13 protein-coding genes and 1 pseudogene are annotated in these 16,680 nt (G+C 64.3%); 3 read left to right on the top strand and 11 right to left on the bottom strand.

Annotation, left to right across the window (positions count from 1 at the left end; translation table 11 throughout):
* Entirely contained in the window at window positions 1–1,407 is a 1,407-nt protein-coding gene (locus KY465_RS07310; protein ID WP_428982985.1) for a putative bifunctional diguanylate cyclase/phosphodiesterase, read from the bottom strand.
* 102 nt (window positions 1,408–1,509) lie between these two features.
* The gene (locus KY465_RS07315) at window positions 1,510–3,228 is read right to left on the bottom strand and encodes a response regulator (protein WP_219201024.1); all 1,719 of its coding nucleotides are present in this window, start codon (window positions 3,226–3,228) and stop codon (window positions 1,510–1,512) included.
* A gap of 347 nt (window positions 3,229–3,575) precedes the next feature.
* On the opposite strand from KY465_RS07315, the gene mutL reads away from it, so the two are divergent.
* Window positions 3,576–5,372, top strand: coding sequence for a DNA mismatch repair endonuclease MutL (mutL, locus tag KY465_RS07320; protein ID WP_219201025.1), 1,797 nt, complete (start codon window positions 3,576–3,578; stop codon window positions 5,370–5,372).
* 130 nt (window positions 5,373–5,502) lie between these two features.
* A complete protein-coding gene (locus KY465_RS07325; RefSeq protein WP_219201026.1) occupies window positions 5,503–5,724 on the top strand; it encodes a DUF2093 domain-containing protein in 222 nt (73 codons plus the stop codon).
* A 101-nt stretch (window positions 5,725–5,825) separates the two neighbouring features.
* Here KY465_RS07325 and lpxK read toward each other — a convergent pair whose 3' ends face one another.
* The 6 genes from lpxK to KY465_RS07355 form a co-directional block, all read right to left on the bottom strand.
* Window positions 5,826–6,854 (bottom strand): tetraacyldisaccharide 4'-kinase, encoded by a 1,029-nt coding sequence (lpxK, locus tag KY465_RS07330; RefSeq protein WP_219201027.1) that lies wholly within the window; start codon window positions 6,852–6,854, stop codon window positions 5,826–5,828.
* Entirely contained in the window at window positions 6,848–8,191 is a 1,344-nt protein-coding gene (gene waaA, locus KY465_RS07335) for a lipid IV(A) 3-deoxy-D-manno-octulosonic acid transferase (protein WP_219201028.1), read from the bottom strand. Before waaA ends, lpxK begins: the two co-directional genes overlap by 7 nt.
* A complete protein-coding gene (locus KY465_RS07340) occupies window positions 8,188–8,961 on the bottom strand; it encodes a lysophospholipid acyltransferase family protein (RefSeq protein WP_219201029.1) in 774 nt (257 codons plus the stop codon). The genes waaA and KY465_RS07340 overlap by 4 nt, the downstream gene beginning before the upstream one ends.
* A gap of 17 nt (window positions 8,962–8,978) precedes the next feature.
* On the bottom strand, window positions 8,979–9,227 hold the full coding sequence (locus tag KY465_RS07345) for a DUF4170 domain-containing protein (RefSeq protein WP_219201720.1): 249 nt from the start codon (window positions 9,225–9,227) through the stop codon (window positions 8,979–8,981).
* A 64-nt stretch (window positions 9,228–9,291) separates the two neighbouring features.
* Window positions 9,292–10,101 carry a 3'(2'),5'-bisphosphate nucleotidase CysQ gene (locus tag KY465_RS07350; RefSeq protein WP_219201030.1) on the bottom strand — a complete coding sequence of 270 codons (810 nt, stop codon included), beginning with the start codon at window positions 10,099–10,101 and terminating at the stop codon, window positions 9,292–9,294.
* A 52-nt stretch (window positions 10,102–10,153) separates the two neighbouring features.
* Window positions 10,154–11,500 carry a TldD/PmbA family protein gene (locus tag KY465_RS07355; protein ID WP_219201031.1) on the bottom strand — a complete coding sequence of 449 codons (1,347 nt, stop codon included), beginning with the start codon at window positions 11,498–11,500 and terminating at the stop codon, window positions 10,154–10,156.
* A gap of 103 nt (window positions 11,501–11,603) precedes the next feature.
* On the opposite strand from KY465_RS07355, the gene KY465_RS07360 reads away from it, so the two are divergent.
* Window positions 11,604–13,469, top strand: a complete 1,866-nt coding sequence (locus KY465_RS07360; RefSeq protein ID WP_219201032.1) for a monovalent cation:proton antiporter-2 (CPA2) family protein — start codon at window positions 11,604–11,606, stop codon at window positions 13,467–13,469.
* A 15-nt stretch (window positions 13,470–13,484) separates the two neighbouring features.
* Here KY465_RS07360 and KY465_RS07365 read toward each other — a convergent pair whose 3' ends face one another.
* The 3 genes and pseudogenes from KY465_RS07365 to KY465_RS07375 all read right to left on the bottom strand — a co-directional run.
* Window positions 13,485–14,435 (bottom strand): patatin-like phospholipase family protein, encoded by a 951-nt coding sequence (locus KY465_RS07365; RefSeq protein WP_219201033.1) that lies wholly within the window; start codon window positions 14,433–14,435, stop codon window positions 13,485–13,487.
* A gap of 47 nt (window positions 14,436–14,482) precedes the next feature.
* Window positions 14,483–15,052 carry a 16S rRNA (guanine(966)-N(2))-methyltransferase RsmD gene (rsmD, locus tag KY465_RS07370; RefSeq protein ID WP_219201034.1) on the bottom strand — a complete coding sequence of 190 codons (570 nt, stop codon included), beginning with the start codon at window positions 15,050–15,052 and terminating at the stop codon, window positions 14,483–14,485.
* A gap of 109 nt (window positions 15,053–15,161) precedes the next feature.
* Window positions 15,162–16,676 (bottom strand): annotated as a pseudogene (locus tag KY465_RS07375) (pseudouridine synthase); the annotation flags it as partial.
* Between the last annotated feature and the right edge of the window lie 4 nt (window positions 16,677–16,680).

Raw genomic sequence — 16,680 nt, forward strand, 5'->3', positions numbered from 1 at the left:
CTATCGCCTGGTCTGCAGGCGCCGTGTTTCGGCGGATTCGCTGCCATTGGCGCGTTCACGCGCGCGGATCAGGCGGTCCTGCTCTTCGCGGATCATCGCAAAGGATCTGTCGGCGCCGGCTGCCTTGCCAAACAGGTAACCCTGCCCGACGTCGCAGCCGAGTTCGAGCAATTTGGCGGCCTGTTCCGGCGTCTCGATGCCTTCGGCGATCGGCATCAGGTGCAACCCCTCACACATGGCGAGGACGGCCCGCACGATATGCTCGGCGGAGCGATCCACGGTGATCTCGCTGATGAACGAGCGGTCGATCTTGACCTTGTCAAAGGCGAAATCACGCAGGCGACCCAGGCTCGACTGGCCGGTGCCGAAATCGTCAAGCGCGATGCGGATGCCGACGGCGCGCAATTCGTTGATCACCTTGGCGGCGGTTTCGGGATCACTCATCACCGCCGTTTCGGTGATTTCAAGCTCGAGCCGGCGCGGGTCCAGCCCCACCGAATTCAGGATCGCCAGAACGTTCAAGCTTGTCGTCGGATCGGTCAGCTGTACCGAGGACAGGTTGAACGACAAAAACACGTTGGCCGGCCAGTCCTTCGCCGTCCGTGCGGCCTTGCGCAACAGGGTTTCCGTCAGGGAATCGATGAAGCCGCGCTCCTCGGCGAGCGGAATGAAGACGCCCGGAGAGACAAAGCCCAATTCGCGATCGGTCCAGCGCGCCAGCGCTTCGAAGCCGCGGATCGTGCCGTCCCTGATGCAGACGATCGGCTGGAAATGCACAGCCATCTCGTCGGCGATAATGGCGCGGCGCAGGGCCTGCTCGACCTCCGTGCCGAAGCGCATTTCCTCGGCGATCTCCTCGGAATAGACGGTTATCTGGCTGCGGCCGCGGCGTTTGGATCGATACAGCGCCGTATCGGCACTTTTCATCAGTTCGGCGAACTGTTCGCCGGCAAATGGATAGATGGCAAAACCGAAGGATGCTGACAGACGAACGTTGCGATCCCCCAGATCATAGGGCGCGGAAAGCACTTCCTTGAACATCCGGCCGATCTTCTCGGCGCCCTTCTTTTCGAAGACCAAGGGCAGCACGAAGCAGAATTCATCGCTGTCGATGCGCGCGACAAAGCCGCCATCAGGCAGACAGGCGCGCAGCCGGTGCGCGATCTGGCAGAGGATTTCATCACCAGCAGCGTGCCCGAACAGGTCGTTGATCGGCTTGAAGCCGTCGATATTGGCAATACCGATCGTGAAGGGCGCCGGATCTTCGGCCCGTTCGGCGGCCAGTTTGCGGATCTTGTCCATCAGGCGCCGCTTGTTGCCCAGGCCCGTCAGTGGATCGGTCATTCCGGAGACCAATAGGTCCTGCCCCCCCGCTTCTCCGAAATCGAATTCGGCTTCGCTCACAATCTCTTGCCCCAACTGCGTTTCGTGCACACAAAGTGCACGCAATTTCCTAACGTAGTCCTACTACGAAGTACTAATACGCATCGAAACTGAACAGCTTCAGTTTCAAGCGGGACTGTCACGATGTATCCGGCGACCCGCCCAAGTATCGATGGCCAGTTGCAGCTTTTCCGGACTGATCGGCTTGGTGAGATAGTCGTCCATCCCGGCTGCGAAGCACTCAGCACAATCACCAGCCAATGCATGCGCCGTTATGGCGAGTATCGGCACATGAAAATCTGCTTTTCCCTCGGCATTTTCCGCGGCGCGAATGGTACGCGTGGCGTCGTGGCCGCTCATTATCGGCATCGAGACGTCCATCAAGATGAGATCCGGCTTGTGATCGCGCCAGGCCACGACGGCATCGCGGCCATTGCCGACCAGACGGTAATCGACACCAATATCATCAAGGATCTGCTGGAAGACGACCTGGTTGATTTCATTGTCTTCGGCGACCAGCACCCGGGGGCGCTGGTCTGCGGCGTCAGTCCGCCGGCCTCTCAGGACCCCGGCACTTGCCGCGCGGGTTGCGGGCGCTGCAGTTGCGCCGTGAGAGGACCCGGACGGCTGCGACTGCGCCAGCGCCGGTCTGTCCGGGTGGATCCGACCGACGCCGACAATCGGCATTTCCTCGATCAAGGTCCCGGCGGCGCGCAGAGCAGTCAATGCGTCATTGACCGGCGCTTCCATGCCCGCGTCCAGTTGAGCCTGAATGTCCGGAGACAGTTCAAGACGATCAATGGTAATGGCCATGCGGTTGGCCATGGCGAGAAAAGAGGGTAACCGGGCGAGATCGGGAAGCGGCAGGGCGTCGTTGCCCTTGCGCCGCAAGTCATCGACGCGGGCGGCGGCACGCGCGGCATTGACGTCGACGACCAGAACCCGGCGTCCATCGATTGCTGATGCCGACGCGGATTGGCCTCCGTCCGGCCCGGTCATCGCACCGGAGGCACAGTCAGCTGGCTGGGGCTGCTCCGGCGCTGCCGCGGCTACGGGCTGGCTGGCGATCGGATTGATCGAGACCGTGATGAAGTAACTGAAAGCACTGCCGGTTCTCTGCTTGCGCGTCATCGACTGCAAGACGCTGCCATCCGCCTGCTGAATATCCTCGCGATATTCGACGGGCGTGCCGGTCACCAGCAGTTCCCGCTCATTGGCTTCGAAGCGCGCGGCAGCCTCCGGCCCGACAAGATCACTGGCGGTCCGGCCGATAATGGCATGGGAATCCAGCCCGAGCAGCCGGCAGAAAGCTTCGTTGACAAGAATGTAGCGCAGCCGCGAATCCTTGACGAGAATGGGGTTGGGCAATTTGTCGAGGATGTGCTGGGCAAGTTCGCTGCGCGCGCTCATGTGGCTGAGATGACGCTCGCGCTGCATTTGCTCGGTGATATCGACAACGTAGCTCAGCGCCACACCGCTTGGCAGCCGGCGCTTGCCCAGTTTGACCCAGCGTCCATCGACCAGTTGTTCCACCTGTTCGTGGCGCTCGCGCCAGTGCAGAGCGGTGCGTTCGGCTATCCAGTCATGGCGCGAGATCTCGCTGTCACTGCAATTCTGCATCCCCGGGCGCACGCCGCTGTCATAGACGGCTCCCAGAAAATCACGCAGACGAATGCCCGGCACCAGCGCAGCGTCGGGGATCGGATAGAAGCACTGCATATCGGCGGACGCATACAGCAAGACATCATTTCGGTCGAAAACGCACAAGGCCGCCCCGACAGCGCAACCCAGCGCCTGCAAGAGCGAGACATGATCCGTTTCGGAAAAAATATCGTGTGTGTTCAACACGAGGCCCCTGACGCTGAACATTCAAAAGTTTGCGCATCCGTGCTGCATCATGCGGCCAGGCCATCTTCGCCTGCAGGGGCGCAGGTCGATCATTTGATGTCCCGTCGTTCATGCCCCATGCAGACAATGGAGCAAGGGTGTTAAACGAAACTTAACCACACGCGCAATTGCGCGGTCTTGCCGCTTGCTACGGCAGGGAGAGAATGAGTCGGAGTTCCTTGATATCGGTGCAGGTGGAGGCAGAAACGCTTTCCGGCGGGGACGATGCAAGCCAGCTTGCGCATTTTCGCCGGTATTTCGTGGCGCGCACGTTGCGCGGCGACGCGAATCCGGGAACATGAGGCATGACCATCCAGCAGCTGCCCGAAACACTGATCAATCAGATTGCCGCCGGCGAGGTGATCGAGCGGCCCGCCAGTGTCGTCAAGGAACTGCTCGAAAACGCCATCGACGCCGGCGCCCGGCGGATCGAGATCGCAACGGCAGCGGGCGGCAAGGCGCTCGTGCGCGTCGTGGACGATGGGCATGGCATGTCGCCCGAAGACCTGCAACTGGCCATTCGCCGGCATTGCACGTCCAAGATGGCTGGCGGGCTGAACGCCATTCGCACGCTCGGCTTTCGCGGCGAGGCGCTTCCGTCGATCGGCTCGGTGTCCAAACTGACGATCACAAGCCGGGTGGCCGGCGCCGACAGCGGGTTCGAGGTGGGGCTCGACGGCGGTGCGGACCGACCGCTGCGCCCCGCTTCGGCCAATCCCGGCACGATGATCGAAGTGCGGGATCTGTTTTTCGCCACACCGGCGCGTCTGAAGTTCCTGAAGGGAGAGCGTGCCGAGGCGGGCGCGATCACCGAAGTCGTGCGGCGGATGGCGATCGCCTTTCCGGGCGTGCGCCTGGTGCTGTCGGGCAGCGACCGGATGACCAGCGAGTTTGCCGCCACCGACGATGCCCTCGAGCGGATCCGGCAGGTGCTCGGACGCGAGTTTGCCGACAATGCGATTGCTGTCGACGCCATGCGGGAGGGGGTGCGCCTGTGGGGGCATATCAGTGTTCCGACCTTCAATCGCGCCAACTCGCTGGGACAGTATGTGTTCGTCAATGGCCGGCCGGTTCAGGACAGGCAGATCCTTTCGGCGGTCAGAGCCGCCTATTCCGATCGGCTGCCGCGCGGGCGTTTCCCGGTGGTGGTGCTGCGTCTCGAGCTCGATCCCGTCCTGGTCGATGTCAATGTGCATCCGGCCAAGGCCGATGTGCGCTTCCGCGATGCCGGCCTGGTGCGGGGGCTGATCGTCGGCGCCCTGCGGCAGACGCTGGAGGCGGAAGGCGACCGGGCATCGACACTCGCCTCAAAGGGCCTGCAGCAGGCCTTTCGACCGATGCCCACCCACAGTTCCGGCAGCGGCGCGGCGCCGATCGGTCTGCGTGAGCCGCAGCGCCTTTGGACCGCGGAAACCTCGCCGTACCGACCGCAGGCCAGCGAGGCCGAACCGCAATTTTCGGATAAGGTGGCTCCTTCGGCGCGCAGCGAGCCGCAGGATGAGGTGCAAAGTGCGACAATCGCGCATCCGCTCGGCGCGGCGCGGGCGCAGGTGCACGAGAACTACATCGTCAGCCAAACCGAGGACGGACTGGTGATCGTCGATCAGCATGCCGCGCATGAGCGCCTGGTGTTTCAGCGTCTCAAGCAAGCCCTGCACAGCGGACCGGTGCCCTCGCAAATGCTGTTGCTGCCGGAGATCGTCGACCTGCCGGAAGATGATTGCGACCGGCTGGCAGAACAGGCCGACACATTCGCAACCCTCGGTCTGGCGCTCGAACGGTTCGGGCCCGGGGCGATCGCCGTGCGCGCGACGCCGGCCCTGCTGGGCGAGACCGATATTGCCGGATTGCTGCGCGATCTCGCGGAGGAATTGGCCGAATGGGGCGACAGCAGCGGCCTGCAGGAGCGTCTGGAAGCCGTCGCCTCAACGATGGCGTGCCACGGCTCGGTACGCTCCGGCCGGCGGCTTCAGGCGGAGGAAATGAATGCCCTGCTGCGGCAGATGGAGGCGACCCCGGGGTCGGGGCAGTGCAATCATGGCCGCCCCACCTATGTGACCTTGAAGCTTGCCGACATCGAGCGGCTTTTCGCGCGCCGCTAGAGTGCGGCGGCCTTGTTTTTCCGAACCGAGCGTGGGAAAATGACCTTATCACATCGCGCGCCCGATGATCGTGGCGCATCAAGCAACAGCGCTGACGGCGTTCTGCCGGCGGCCAGCAGATGATCTTCGCATGAACCGTTTTGAAGGACCCGGCTCGCACCCGGCACAGATCCGATATCTGGATGGAGACATCCAAGTTCTTTCGCCGGGCAATTTCGTTGTCTGCGCGGTGACCGAGGAGCGTATTCCCGTCGATGAACTGAAATATTGGAGCGTGGCGCGGCAGGAAGCCTATGTCGATGTCAATGCATCCTACGAAGCCGAGAAGAAGGCAGGTTCAACGCCTGCCTAATGCAGTGCGTTTCAGGTAACCGCCGCTTTTCTCGCGCTGCCGGCGGGTGATGACCACCTGCCCGTAGCGGTCGGTTCAGGTTGTCCGATATACCCGACAATTCAGGCCGACCGGCTGCGCCGTTCAAAACGCTTGAGCGCCTGCTTGACGATCGCCGCTGCGGCCTCGGGTTGATCAAACTCCAGGTCGATCTCCAGCACCTCGACTTTTTCTGCCAATTCGCCGACACGACCGAGGCCGCCGCGCAGCCGGACAAAATCCTTTGCCGTGGTGACAAGGCCAAGGCTCAGAGTTTCGGCTTCATCGAGCAATTCAGCCGCCTGTTCGCTGCTGAAATGGTGGTGATCCCCGAAACTGCGCGTGCGGGCCGCATCGACGGAGGCTTGCCGCAGGGTCTCGAAAAACTTCTGCGGATCACCGATGGCGGCGAAGGCCAGCCAATGGCGGCCATGCAAGCGCTCCGCCTGCAATGGCACCAGCCTGGCGCTGTAAACCGGCTTGGCGGCGCGGGCAGCAATACGGATGAGCGGATCGGCCCCCTCGCCCTTGCCGACGACGAGCAGCGAATCGGCCAGGCGCATCTGATCGATGATCGGTGCGCGGACCGGACCGGCAGGGAAGATCAGGCCGTTGCCAAGCCCGCGCCGGGCATCCACCACGAGCACGGCGTGATCGAATATCAGGCGGGCGCTCTGGAAGCCGTCATCCATGATGATCACGTCGACGCCCTCGCGCACCAGCAGTTCGGCACCCGCGGCCCGGTCCGGCGCGACCACGGTCGGGGCGCGGCGCGCCAGCAGCATGGATTCATCGCCAACCAGCCGGGCCAGATGCCGTTCCGGATCGACCAGCGTGGGGTGGCGAACCGCGCCGCCATAGCCGCGTGTGAGAAATCCCGGGCGCAGGCCCCGCGCCTCGACGGCAGAGGCCAGCGCAAGGGCGGTCGGCGTCTTGCCGGAACCGCCGACGGTCAGATTGCCGACGCAGATCACCGGGACGGGAACAGCATGCCGCTGCCGGCGCTCCATGATGCGGCGCGCGATGCGGCCATAGACAAAGCCGAAAGGCACCAGCGCCGCAGCCCTCAGGCCGGGCCGCTCCCACCAGAAGGGCGGCGCCTCGGTTACCATTGGCTGCGCCCGCGGTGGGCGCGATCATGCGGGCCGCGGGTCTGCAGCCGCGCCTTGACCGTCAGGGGGTTGAGATAGGGTTCAAGCGCACGAATGGTCGACTTCAATCCGCCGCGCAACTGCCTGATGGTCTTCTCGCCGCCGGCAGCCATCCGCGGGTGAGCGGCGGGATCGGAAAGGAGAAAATGAACTTCCTCGATCAATTCGGTGGTATCTGCGACGAAGCGTCCTCCGCCGTTCTCGATCAGGCGCGCATAGATGTCGCGAAAATTCTGCACATTGGGTCCGGAAACGATGGCGCAGCCCATCATGGCGGGTTCGAGCGGGTTCTGACCGCCTTCGCCGGTCAGCGACTTACCGATGAAGGCGATCGATGCAAGGCTGAGATACAGGCCCATTTCCCCGATCGTGTCGCCGAGAAACACATCGGTTTCCGGTGTGATGTCATCGTCATGCGATCGGCGGGCGACGGTCAATCCGCGTGCGGCTAGCATGGCCGCGATGGCGTCCCCACGTTCAGGATGCCGCGGAACGATGATGGTCAGCTGGCCATGATGCGGCTCCAGCGCGGCGTGGACATCAACGGCGATTTCATCTTCGCCTTCGAAGGTGGAAATGGCCGCCCAAACGGGACGCCGGCCAATCTGCCGTCGGTAGCGATCGCGGTCCTCGATGTTGCAGGGGGGCGCCTGGGTATCGACCTTGAGATTGCCGGACACCGCCACCTGCTGGGCGCCGAGATCGGCAAAGCGTTTGGCATCGACCTCGGATTGCGCAACGACCAGCGACAGATTCTCGAACAGGGCATCGGCGAGATGCGGGCTGCGCAGCCAGCGCTGATAGGAGCGATCCGACAGCCGGCCATTGACAAGGATCTGCGGCGTATGGCGGGCGCCCAGCTCGAGAATGGTCATCGGCCAGATCTCTGATTCAGCAATGATCGCCATGTCCGGACGCCAGTGATCGAGAAATCGCGAGACCGGTGTCTTGATGTCGATCGGCACATATTGGTGGATGATCGTCTCGTCGAGCCGCTCTCGCGCGATCGCTGCCGATGTCACGGTTCCGGTGGTCAGTACCACCTGGATGCCACGGCGCTGGACTTCCTTGATCAAAGGGACCACGGCGCTGGTCTCGCCGACACTGGCGGCATGGAACCAGATCAGCGGTCCCTCCGGACGGGCGACGGCGGTTCGGCCATAGCGCTCGCGGCGGCGCCCGCCCTCTTCCTTGCCGCGCGCGGTGCGGACGGCGAGATAGGGCCAGAGCAGAGGAAACAGGACTGCCCCAAGCCATCGATAGGAAAACAGCGCCGCGCGCGCCCAGCCGCTGCTCAAGAGGATTTCTCCACGGCGGCGTACACCTCTTCGGTCAGACGGTTGAGCGATGCGGTTACCGCCTCACGCGCCGCGTCCAGCGTCTGCTGCGCGCCGTCGGCGGCCACCTCGATCGGCGCACCGATCCGGACGCAGCGCTTGCCGAAGGGAAGATTGATCGTGGTCTTGTCCCAGCTCTTCTCGATTACATGGTACCGGCTGGTTGCGACCGCGACGGGCAGGATCGGGCGCCCGGACAGGCGGGCCAGGCGAACAATGCCTTCGCCGGCGCGGCGCGGTTCGCCCTTGGAAATGTCGGCGATCATCACAACGCTGGAGCCGGCGTTCAGAGCATTGCAGAGGGCCAGGGTGGCGCTCACTCCGCCCTTCTTCGCTGCCGAAGCCGACCGCTGGTGGCGGCCACCTGATCCGCGCACGACGGTGAAGCCCATGCGCTGCACGATGCGCGCATTGATCTCGGCATCGGCACTGCGCGAGAAGAGGCAGGCAAAGTCCTGCTCGGGGGGAGCCAGGAACGGCACCAGAAGCTGTTGGCCATGCCACAATGCGATGATGACAGGCCAGCGATCGCCGACCACGGCATTGAGATCGTCACTGCCGAGCATTTCAGGGTTGCTGGCGCAGGTGAAGCGGAACCAGCGCTCAACGAGCAAGGCGGCAGTGCTCTGGAAACTGTTCGATCTGAGAATCGTCCGTCCCAGGCGGCGGAGAACCCCTTTTCGCCGGGTTTTCGCCCTACCGACCGTCGTTGCTGATTTCATGTCGCTCATGATCCCCACCATGGCGATCAGGCGCCGGGCTTACCATCCTGGTCGGGATCCATCAGACGGTGCATGTGCACGATGAAATACCGCATATGCGCATTGTCCACCGTCATCTGCGCTTTCGCTTTCCAGGCTGCATGGGCGGCGGCATAGCTTGGAAAGATGCCGACGATGTCGAGTGCGTTGAGATCGCGAAACTCGGTTGACTGCAGGCTTTCGAGTTCGCCTCCGAAAACGAGATGCAGCAATTGCTTGGATTCGCCATCCGCCATGGGGGTGTTCTCCGATTTCATGCTGATGTCCCTGTGCGCGGTTTGCGGTAATTTGCCCAAAAGGTCAATGCCCCGGCCCCGAGCGGTCACCCGTCGAGAAACAGGCCAAGAGACGTCCGGTTTCGGCCGGCGCCGCGGCGACAAGGATGCCGCGCGAGGGATCGGCGGCGTTGTAGGTGACGCGCGTGCCGTGTTCATCGACGAGGCAACGGCCGGTTTCGCCGAGAAGCACATTGGCCGCGGCCAGATCCCATTCGTTCGATCGGGGGCGGACGAGCACCGCATCCAGTTCGCCGGACGCCACGCGCGCAATACGCAGCGCCAGCGAAGGTCCGCCCGGGGCGCGCTCGATGTCATCGCCAAACCGCGCAATGGCTTCGGGCGCGAGGGAATCGGGCATTGACACGACCAGCGGCACCGGCGGGGATGAAGGCGCCGCCTCGAGTGCCACGCCATTGCGCGTTGCCCCCTGGCCGAGCGCGGCGGCCCAGATCTCATCCCGGGCCGGGACCGCCAGGACACCGGCTACGGGAACACCTTGATGAACGATGGCGACCGAAATGCACCAGTCGCGTTTGCCGGCGATGAAACCGCGCGTGCCGTCAATCGGATCGACAACGAAGATCGTCTCGTTGGACAGGCGCGCCGGATCGTCGAGCGTTTCTTCGGAAAGCCAGCCGTAATTGGGGCGGGCGCCGAGCAAGGTGTCACGCAGGAGCTTGTCGACGGCGTAATCCGCCTCGCTGACCGGCGAGCGCTCCTGGCCCTTGTACCAGGTCTTGAGTTGCTGCCCGAAATAGCCATGCGCAATGGCGCCCGCCTGGCGCGCCACATCAAGCAGAAGAGGCAGATCGTCTTTGTGCCAGTTGGTCATGAGGCGATCCGCAGTCCCTTTTCGTGAGTGTCAGACATTCGGCAGACCAGGGTCAATCGCCCGCGAGGGTCATGCCTTCAACGGCGATGGTCGGTGCGGCAATGGCGTATTTCGGATCGATGTCATCGGCGAGTATCATATGCGCGAACATGTGGCGCAAGTTCGAAGCGATGGTCACCTCGGAGACCGGATAGGCAATCTCGCCGTCTTCAATCCAGAAACCGGATGCGCCACGGCTGTATTCCCCGGTCAGTAGATTGACCCCCTGGCCAATCAGTTCGGTGACATACAGACCCGTGCCAACCGAGCGGATCATTTCTTCGGGCGTGACCTCGCCCGGCGCGATGCGCACATTGGTCGGCGAGGGTGTTGCACCGCCGGCGCCGCGCGAGGCGCGGCCATTGGTGGTCAATCCCAGTTCGCGAGCTGTCGGCGATGCCAGATACCATTGCTGGAGAATGCCGTCCTCGATCATGGTCAGCGGTGCGGCCGCCACGCCCTCGCCGTCGAAGGGGCGTGAGGCGGAGCCACGGCGAACCCTGGGGTCGTCGCGCAAAGTCAATGCCGGCGTGGCCACCGATTTGCCGAGAGAATCGCGCAGGAAGGTCGACTTGCGCGCCACTGCGGCGCCGTTGATGGCACCCACCAGATGGCCGATCAGGCCGCGCGCAACGCGCGGGTCAAATACCACCGTGATGTCGGAGGCCGTCGACAACCGGCGCGGATTGACCCGTCTGGCGGCTCGTTCGCCCGCCATGCGGCCCAGCTGGGCAGCCGGATCGAGATCGTCGTAGAAGACCCGACTGTCAAAATCGTAATCGCGCTCCATGCGGGTGCCCTCGCCGGCAATCACGGCAACGGAACGGGAAAAGCCCGAGCGTTGATAGGCCCCGGCGAAACCGTGCGAGGTGGCGAGAACCAGTCCGGCCATGCCCGAGGACGCACCGGCGCCGACGGAGGCGGAAACGCCCTCGACCCCGAGCGCCACCTCCTCCATCTCCCGCGCTGTCTCGGTGAGGGCGTCCGCTCCCGGCTCGGTGGCGTCAAACAGGTCCAGGTCCGGCCAGTCGGTTGCCAGATATTCCTTGTCGGCAAGCCCGGCATAGGGGTCTTCGGGCGACACACGCGCCATGGCGACCGCCCGGGCGGCAAGAGCGTCCTCGTCGGCCCCCTCTCCCGCCGAGACGCTGCCGACCCGCTGGCCGACGAACACCCGCAGGCTGAAGTCATCGGCTTCGGCGGAATTTGTATTCTCGACCTGACCGTTGCGTACGGAGACCGATGTCGAACGATGCCGGACAACCACCGCATCGGCCTGATCGGCTCCCGCCGCAATCGCCCGGTCGATGAGTTTGCCAGCTTTTTCGAGAAGCGCTTCTGATGGGGTCAAAACTGCCATTCCATTTCGCGGATTGATCGGTCATCATGTATGGCTCGCACGGCCCGGCATCAACCCCGGAACCCGCCCTGTGGGCCGCCAGCACTTGTCGCGAGAGTACACGATGGTCGAAAGCAGCAGCGAACTGTATGTCGAGGGTTTGCTGCTGTTGGGCGGCGCGCTTATTGCCGCCCCGTTGTTCAAGCGGATCGGGCTCGGGACCATTCTCGGCTATCTGGCCGCCGGCGTGGTCATCGGGCCCGTGCTGCGGCTTATCCTCGATGGCGAGGAGATCCTGCACTTCGCCGAGCTCGGCGTTGTCCTGCTGCTGTTCCTGATCGGGCTGGAGCTGAAACCGCGACAACTCAAACAGATGCGCATGGACATTTTCGGGCTTGGCGCCTCGCAGGTGCTGGTCTCCGGCCTGCTGCTCGGCCTGATGGCCTATTTCCTGGCGCGCCAGGGCCTTGCCGCGTCGATCATCATCGGGTTGGGGCTGGCCCTGTCTTCGACGGCGTTCGCCCTGCAATTGCTTGATGAATATGGCGATCTGAACACAGGGTACGGCCAGAAATCGTTCTCGATCCTGTTGTTTCAGGATCTGGCCATCGTGCCGCTGCTGGCCCTGGTGTCCATCCTCGCACCCTTCAGCAGCGATGATGGCGGATCTGTTCTGACGGATACCGGCATCGCCATCGGCGCGATCGCCGCCTTGCTGCTGGTCGGGCGCTATCTGCTCAACCCCCTGTTCCAGATCATCGCCAATACCGGCGCGCACGAAGCGATGATCGCAGCGGCGCTGTTCGTCGTTCTGGCGGCGGCGACGCTGATGGAGCTGGCCGGACTGTCGATGGCGCTCGGCGCGTTTCTGGCCGGGGTTCTGCTGGCGGAATCCCGCTACCGGCACGAATTGCGCGCCGATATCGAACCGTTCCGCGGCATCTTGCTCGGCCTGTTCTTCATGGCGGTCGGCATGTCGCTGGATCTCGGCGTTCTCGGTGAGAACTGGCTGCTGATCGCGGTGGCGGTGCCGGCGATCATGCTGTCAAAATCCATCGTCCTGTACTGGCTGACGCGTGCCTTTGGCAGCCCGCACAACGATTCGGCGCGGGTGTCCGGACTGTTGCCGCAGGGCGGCGAATTCGGGTTCGTGATCTTCACCGCGGCGGCCAGCCAGGGGATCTTTTCCTCTGAAATGTCCTCGCTGCTGGTAGCGATCGTGACGCTGACCATGGCGTTGACGCCGGTGGTGGCCGCCGTTTCGCGCCGTCTGATGCGCAAGGCCGAGCGCGAACAGATGGACGAGACCTTCGAGGGGGCCGGGTCGGACGTGTTGATGGTCGGGTTTTCGCGTTTCGGCCAGATCGCCGCGCAGGTGCTTCTCGCCGGTGGCTCCGACGTGACCATCATCGACTATTCGGCCGATCGCATTCGCGCTGCCTCGAAGTTCGGCTTTCGCATCTATTTCGGCGATGGCACCCGCAAGGAAGTGCTGATTGCCGCCGGCATCGCGCGGGCCCGGGTGGTGGCGGTCTGCACGCAGAAAAAGGAAGCGACGGATCAGGTGGTGGACCTGATCCAGGCCGAATTTCCCAACACGAAACTGTATGTGCGGGCCTATGATCGCGCCCATACGCTCTCGCTGCGCGATCGCGGCGTGTCCTATGAGCTGCGCGAGACCCTCGAATCCGGTTTGAAGTTCGGCCGCAAGACACTGGAGGCGATCGGCGCTGCGGAGGACCGGGCGCGCGACGTCGAGGATCTGATCCGCCGGCTCGACGAGGAACGGCTGGAGATGCAGGCCGTCGATGGATTCCATGCCGGAAGCGAAAAGGTTCTGACCAAGCCGCTCACTCCCGAACCATTGATCCGCCCGGCCAACCGCGAGGATGCATCGGGGCGAAACCGAACCGATGCCTATGACGACCCGTCGGTGACGGAGCGGGAGACGAAAGAGGACGCGACCGCCAGTCCGACGGGCCTCAACTGACAAGACCGATCAGTATCAATCCGTGCCGGCACTGCGCCGGAAGGCGAAGGCGGCGTCGATGTCCCGCTTTAACTGCTCGCCGATTTCCTTCGACGCTTCAAGGATCTCGCGCGCCTTGAGGAAATCGAGAACCCGGAACTGGTGCACCTCGGGACGCAGGAATATGTGCGGCGGGGCCGCCTTGCGACGCAGTTCGATGATCGATTGCATCATCAGTTGGCTGGAGCCGAACATCAGATCGACGGTCGTCAGCTTTTCGCCGGGGCCGCCGGCGGGAAGTCCAACGACATCGATGCCGACCACGATATCGGCCAGCCCGGCGAGATGATCGAACGGCACCGGATTGTAGATGCCGCCGTCAACATAGATCCGGCCGTCCCGCTCGACCGGACGGAAGACCGCCGGGATCGCCGCCGAGGCGGCTATGGCGTTTTTCAGATCGCCGGTCTCGCAGACACATTCGCAGTGGTCGAAATAGTCGGTGATGATGATCTTGGTGGGGATCTGCAGATCCTCGAACCGGGCCGGCACCTGTTCGGGCAGAAAAGCGCCGACGATTCGCTCGATGTTGAACTGGCCGAGCCGCCAGCCGCCCTCGACCGCGGCACGCATGGTCTGTGGCCGGGCCTTCCAGAAATGGGCGATGGCCGTGGTCGGGCTTCCGAGCGTGGCAAGTGTATGTTCGCGGATCTCCTTGCCGCTCATGCCGGCAGCCATGCCGGCGCCCATCAGTGCCCCGATCGATGAGCCGGCGATGGCGCGCGGCTTGAGGCCGAGATCGTCAAGGGCTTCGATGACATGAATGTGGGCAAGGCCGCGGGCACCGCCGCCACCGAAGGCGACGGCAACCGTCGGATCACTGCCATCCCGCGCGGCCGGGATCTGCGGCGTGGGTGATTTCTCTCCGGTCACTGTTTCGGCGGCGGCCGCCGAGATGGCCGCATCCTGCTTGTCGACTGCGTTCATCGCTGTTCCTTTCGCCGCCTCGCCGTAACAAGCGCGTGCGGCGCGATTCAGGTTCCATCATAGCGGAAAAACCACAGGCGTGTATCACCGAAGTCGCGTGTCTCCAAAGGTGCAAAGGCGGGATCGCGGCCGGGCTGCACATTGGCGCGTTCCTCAAGGATGACGAGGGCGCCGGGCGCCAGCCAGTCACCGGCCGACAAGCTGGCCAGAGCACGTTCGCCCAGTCCCTTGCCATAGGGCGGATCGGCGAAAACGAAGTCAAATGGCGCGTCGATGCCGGCCTGTTGCCGCGCGCCGAGGCGCGTAGCATCGCGGCGCAATATGCTGGCCTTGGTGGTGAGGGACAGGGCCGCCAGGTTGCCGCCGATCAGGCCTTCTCCCTCGGCGCCGCGCTCGACGAACAACACGAAGGCGCAACCGCGCGACAAGGCTTCGCAGCCGACCGCACCGGTGCCCGCAAACAGATCGAGCATGCGCGCGCCGTCAAGCGCCTGTGGGTAGCCATGTTCGAGAATGTTGAACAGGCTTTCGCGGGTGCGGTCACTTGTGGGCCGGATGCTGCGTCCCTTGGGGGTCAAGAGGACGCGGCGGCGCAATTCACCGCCGACGATCCGCACCCGGGCCTCCCCGCCCCCGCGGTGCGCTGCGCGGGCCGCGCGCGGCATCGCCGGGCCGTCCGCCTGCCTTCGTGCCTGCCTTCGTGCTTGCCTTCGGGCCGCTCTTTGCGCCGCCTGCCGGCCCGGACTTGCCGTATCCCTGGCCCTGAGCCTTGCCCGGCCCCTTGCCATATCCCTGGCCCTGAGCCTTGCCAGGACCCTTTCCCTGTCCGGGCGGCCCGGCCTTGGCGGGGCTCCTGGAGCCGCTCTTGATGGCGGTCTTGGTGCGATCGCCGCGCGGGCCGCGCGATGGGCCCTCCCCGGCAGGGCCGCGCTCGGTCTTGTCGCGTTCCTTGCGCGCTTCCTGGGCAGCTGCCTTTTTGGCGCCGACCGGGCGCGCTCCCGGCGCCATCCAGACATTGGCGGAGCGGTTCTGGCGGACCGGAGCGCGTTTGCGTTCGCCGCCGGCAGCCTCGCGCTTGTCGTCGCGTCCGCCAGCAAACTTGTCATCGCGCCGGTTCGGACCGCGGTCATCACGACCGCCCGGCTTGCGGTCATCACGGCCACCTGGCTTGCGGTCATCACGGCCACCCGGCCTGCGTCCATCGCGCTTGGCAAAGGCATCGGGGCGGGTATCAAGGCGATCACGGGCCTTTTCGCGGCGCTCGGATGCGGAGATCCACTCGCGCTCTTCCTTCTTCGCCGGACGTTTCTCGTCGGATGCCGCCGGTTGCGCGGCAGCCTTGGCATGATCGATGAGGGGCGCATCGAAATTCAGCCCAGCCTCCTCGATCAGACGGGGACCAAGCTGGTCGCGCAGGGTCTTGCTCTTGATCTCGACCGCTTCGCCCTCCGGCAGGTCGCCAAGCTGGAACGGACCGAAGGACACGCGGATCAGGCGGTTGACGTCGAGCCCGAGGGCGCCGAGAACATTCTTGATCTCGCGGTTCTTGCCTTCGCGCAGGCCCATGGTCAGCCAGACATTGTGGCCCTGCTGGCGGTCCAGCGTCGCTTCGATCGCACCGTACAGCACGCCCTCGACCGCGATGCCGTCCTTGAGTTCATCAAGCCGTTCCTGGGTGATGGCGCCATGCGCGCGGACGCGGTAGCGACGCAACCAGCCGGTGCTCGGCAATTCGAGCGCGCGCGCCAGACCGCCATCATTGGTCAACAGCAACAGACCCTCGGTGTTGATGTCGAGACGCCCGATGGAGACGACGCGCGGCAAGATGGCCGGCAGATTGTCAAACACAGTGGCGCGGCCCTCGGGATCGCGGTTGGTGGTCACCAGTCCGGTCGGCTTGTGATAGATCCAGAGCCGCGTGCGCTCGATGGCCTGAACCGGCGCGCCATCGACCTCGATGCGGTCCGAAGCGGAGACGACAACCGCAGGTGTGTCGAGCAGCTTGCCGTTCACCTTGACGCGGCCTTCCAGGATCATCCGCTCGGCATCGCGCCGCGAGGCGACACCGGCGCGCGCCAGGAACTTGGAAATGCGCCCGGTACCGATGCCGTCAGCGTCATCGGCACCAGGGGCACCAGCGGCGCCAGGGGCACTAAAGGCGCTCGACGGCCCATCGGCGCGCGCGGCTTTTTTCGGCCGGGTTTTCTTGCCGCCCTTCGGCGGCTGATCGTGATCGCGCATTTTG

The sequence above is a fragment of the Neohoeflea coraliihabitans genome (assembly GCF_019334345.1).
Lineage (GTDB): Bacteria > Pseudomonadota > Alphaproteobacteria > Rhizobiales > Rhizobiaceae > Pseudohoeflea > Pseudohoeflea coraliihabitans.

Bases quoted from the DNA above. Each gene is read 5' to 3' on its own strand.
- mutL (WP_219201025.1), top strand. From the start codon at position 3,576: ATGACCATCCAGCAGCTGCCCGAAACACTGATCAATCAGATTGCCGCC.
- KY465_RS07325 (WP_219201026.1), top strand. From the start codon at position 5,503: ATGAACCGTTTTGAAGGACCCGGCTCGCACCCGGCACAGATCCGATAT.
- lpxK (WP_219201027.1), bottom strand. From the start codon at position 6,854: ATGGTAACCGAGGCGCCGCCCTTCTGGTGGGAGCGGCCCGGCCTGAGG.
- KY465_RS07340 (WP_219201029.1), bottom strand. From the start codon at position 8,961: ATGAGCGACATGAAATCAGCAACGACGGTCGGTAGGGCGAAAACCCGG.
- KY465_RS07345 (WP_219201720.1), bottom strand. From the start codon at position 9,227: ATGGCGGATGGCGAATCCAAGCAATTGCTGCATCTCGTTTTCGGAGGC.
- KY465_RS07350 (WP_219201030.1), bottom strand. From the start codon at position 10,101: ATGACCAACTGGCACAAAGACGATCTGCCTCTTCTGCTTGATGTGGCG.
- KY465_RS07355 (WP_219201031.1), bottom strand. From the start codon at position 11,500: ATGGCAGTTTTGACCCCATCAGAAGCGCTTCTCGAAAAAGCTGGCAAA.
- KY465_RS07360 (WP_219201032.1), top strand. From the start codon at position 11,604: ATGGTCGAAAGCAGCAGCGAACTGTATGTCGAGGGTTTGCTGCTGTTG.
- KY465_RS07365 (WP_219201033.1), bottom strand. From the start codon at position 14,435: ATGAACGCAGTCGACAAGCAGGATGCGGCCATCTCGGCGGCCGCCGCC.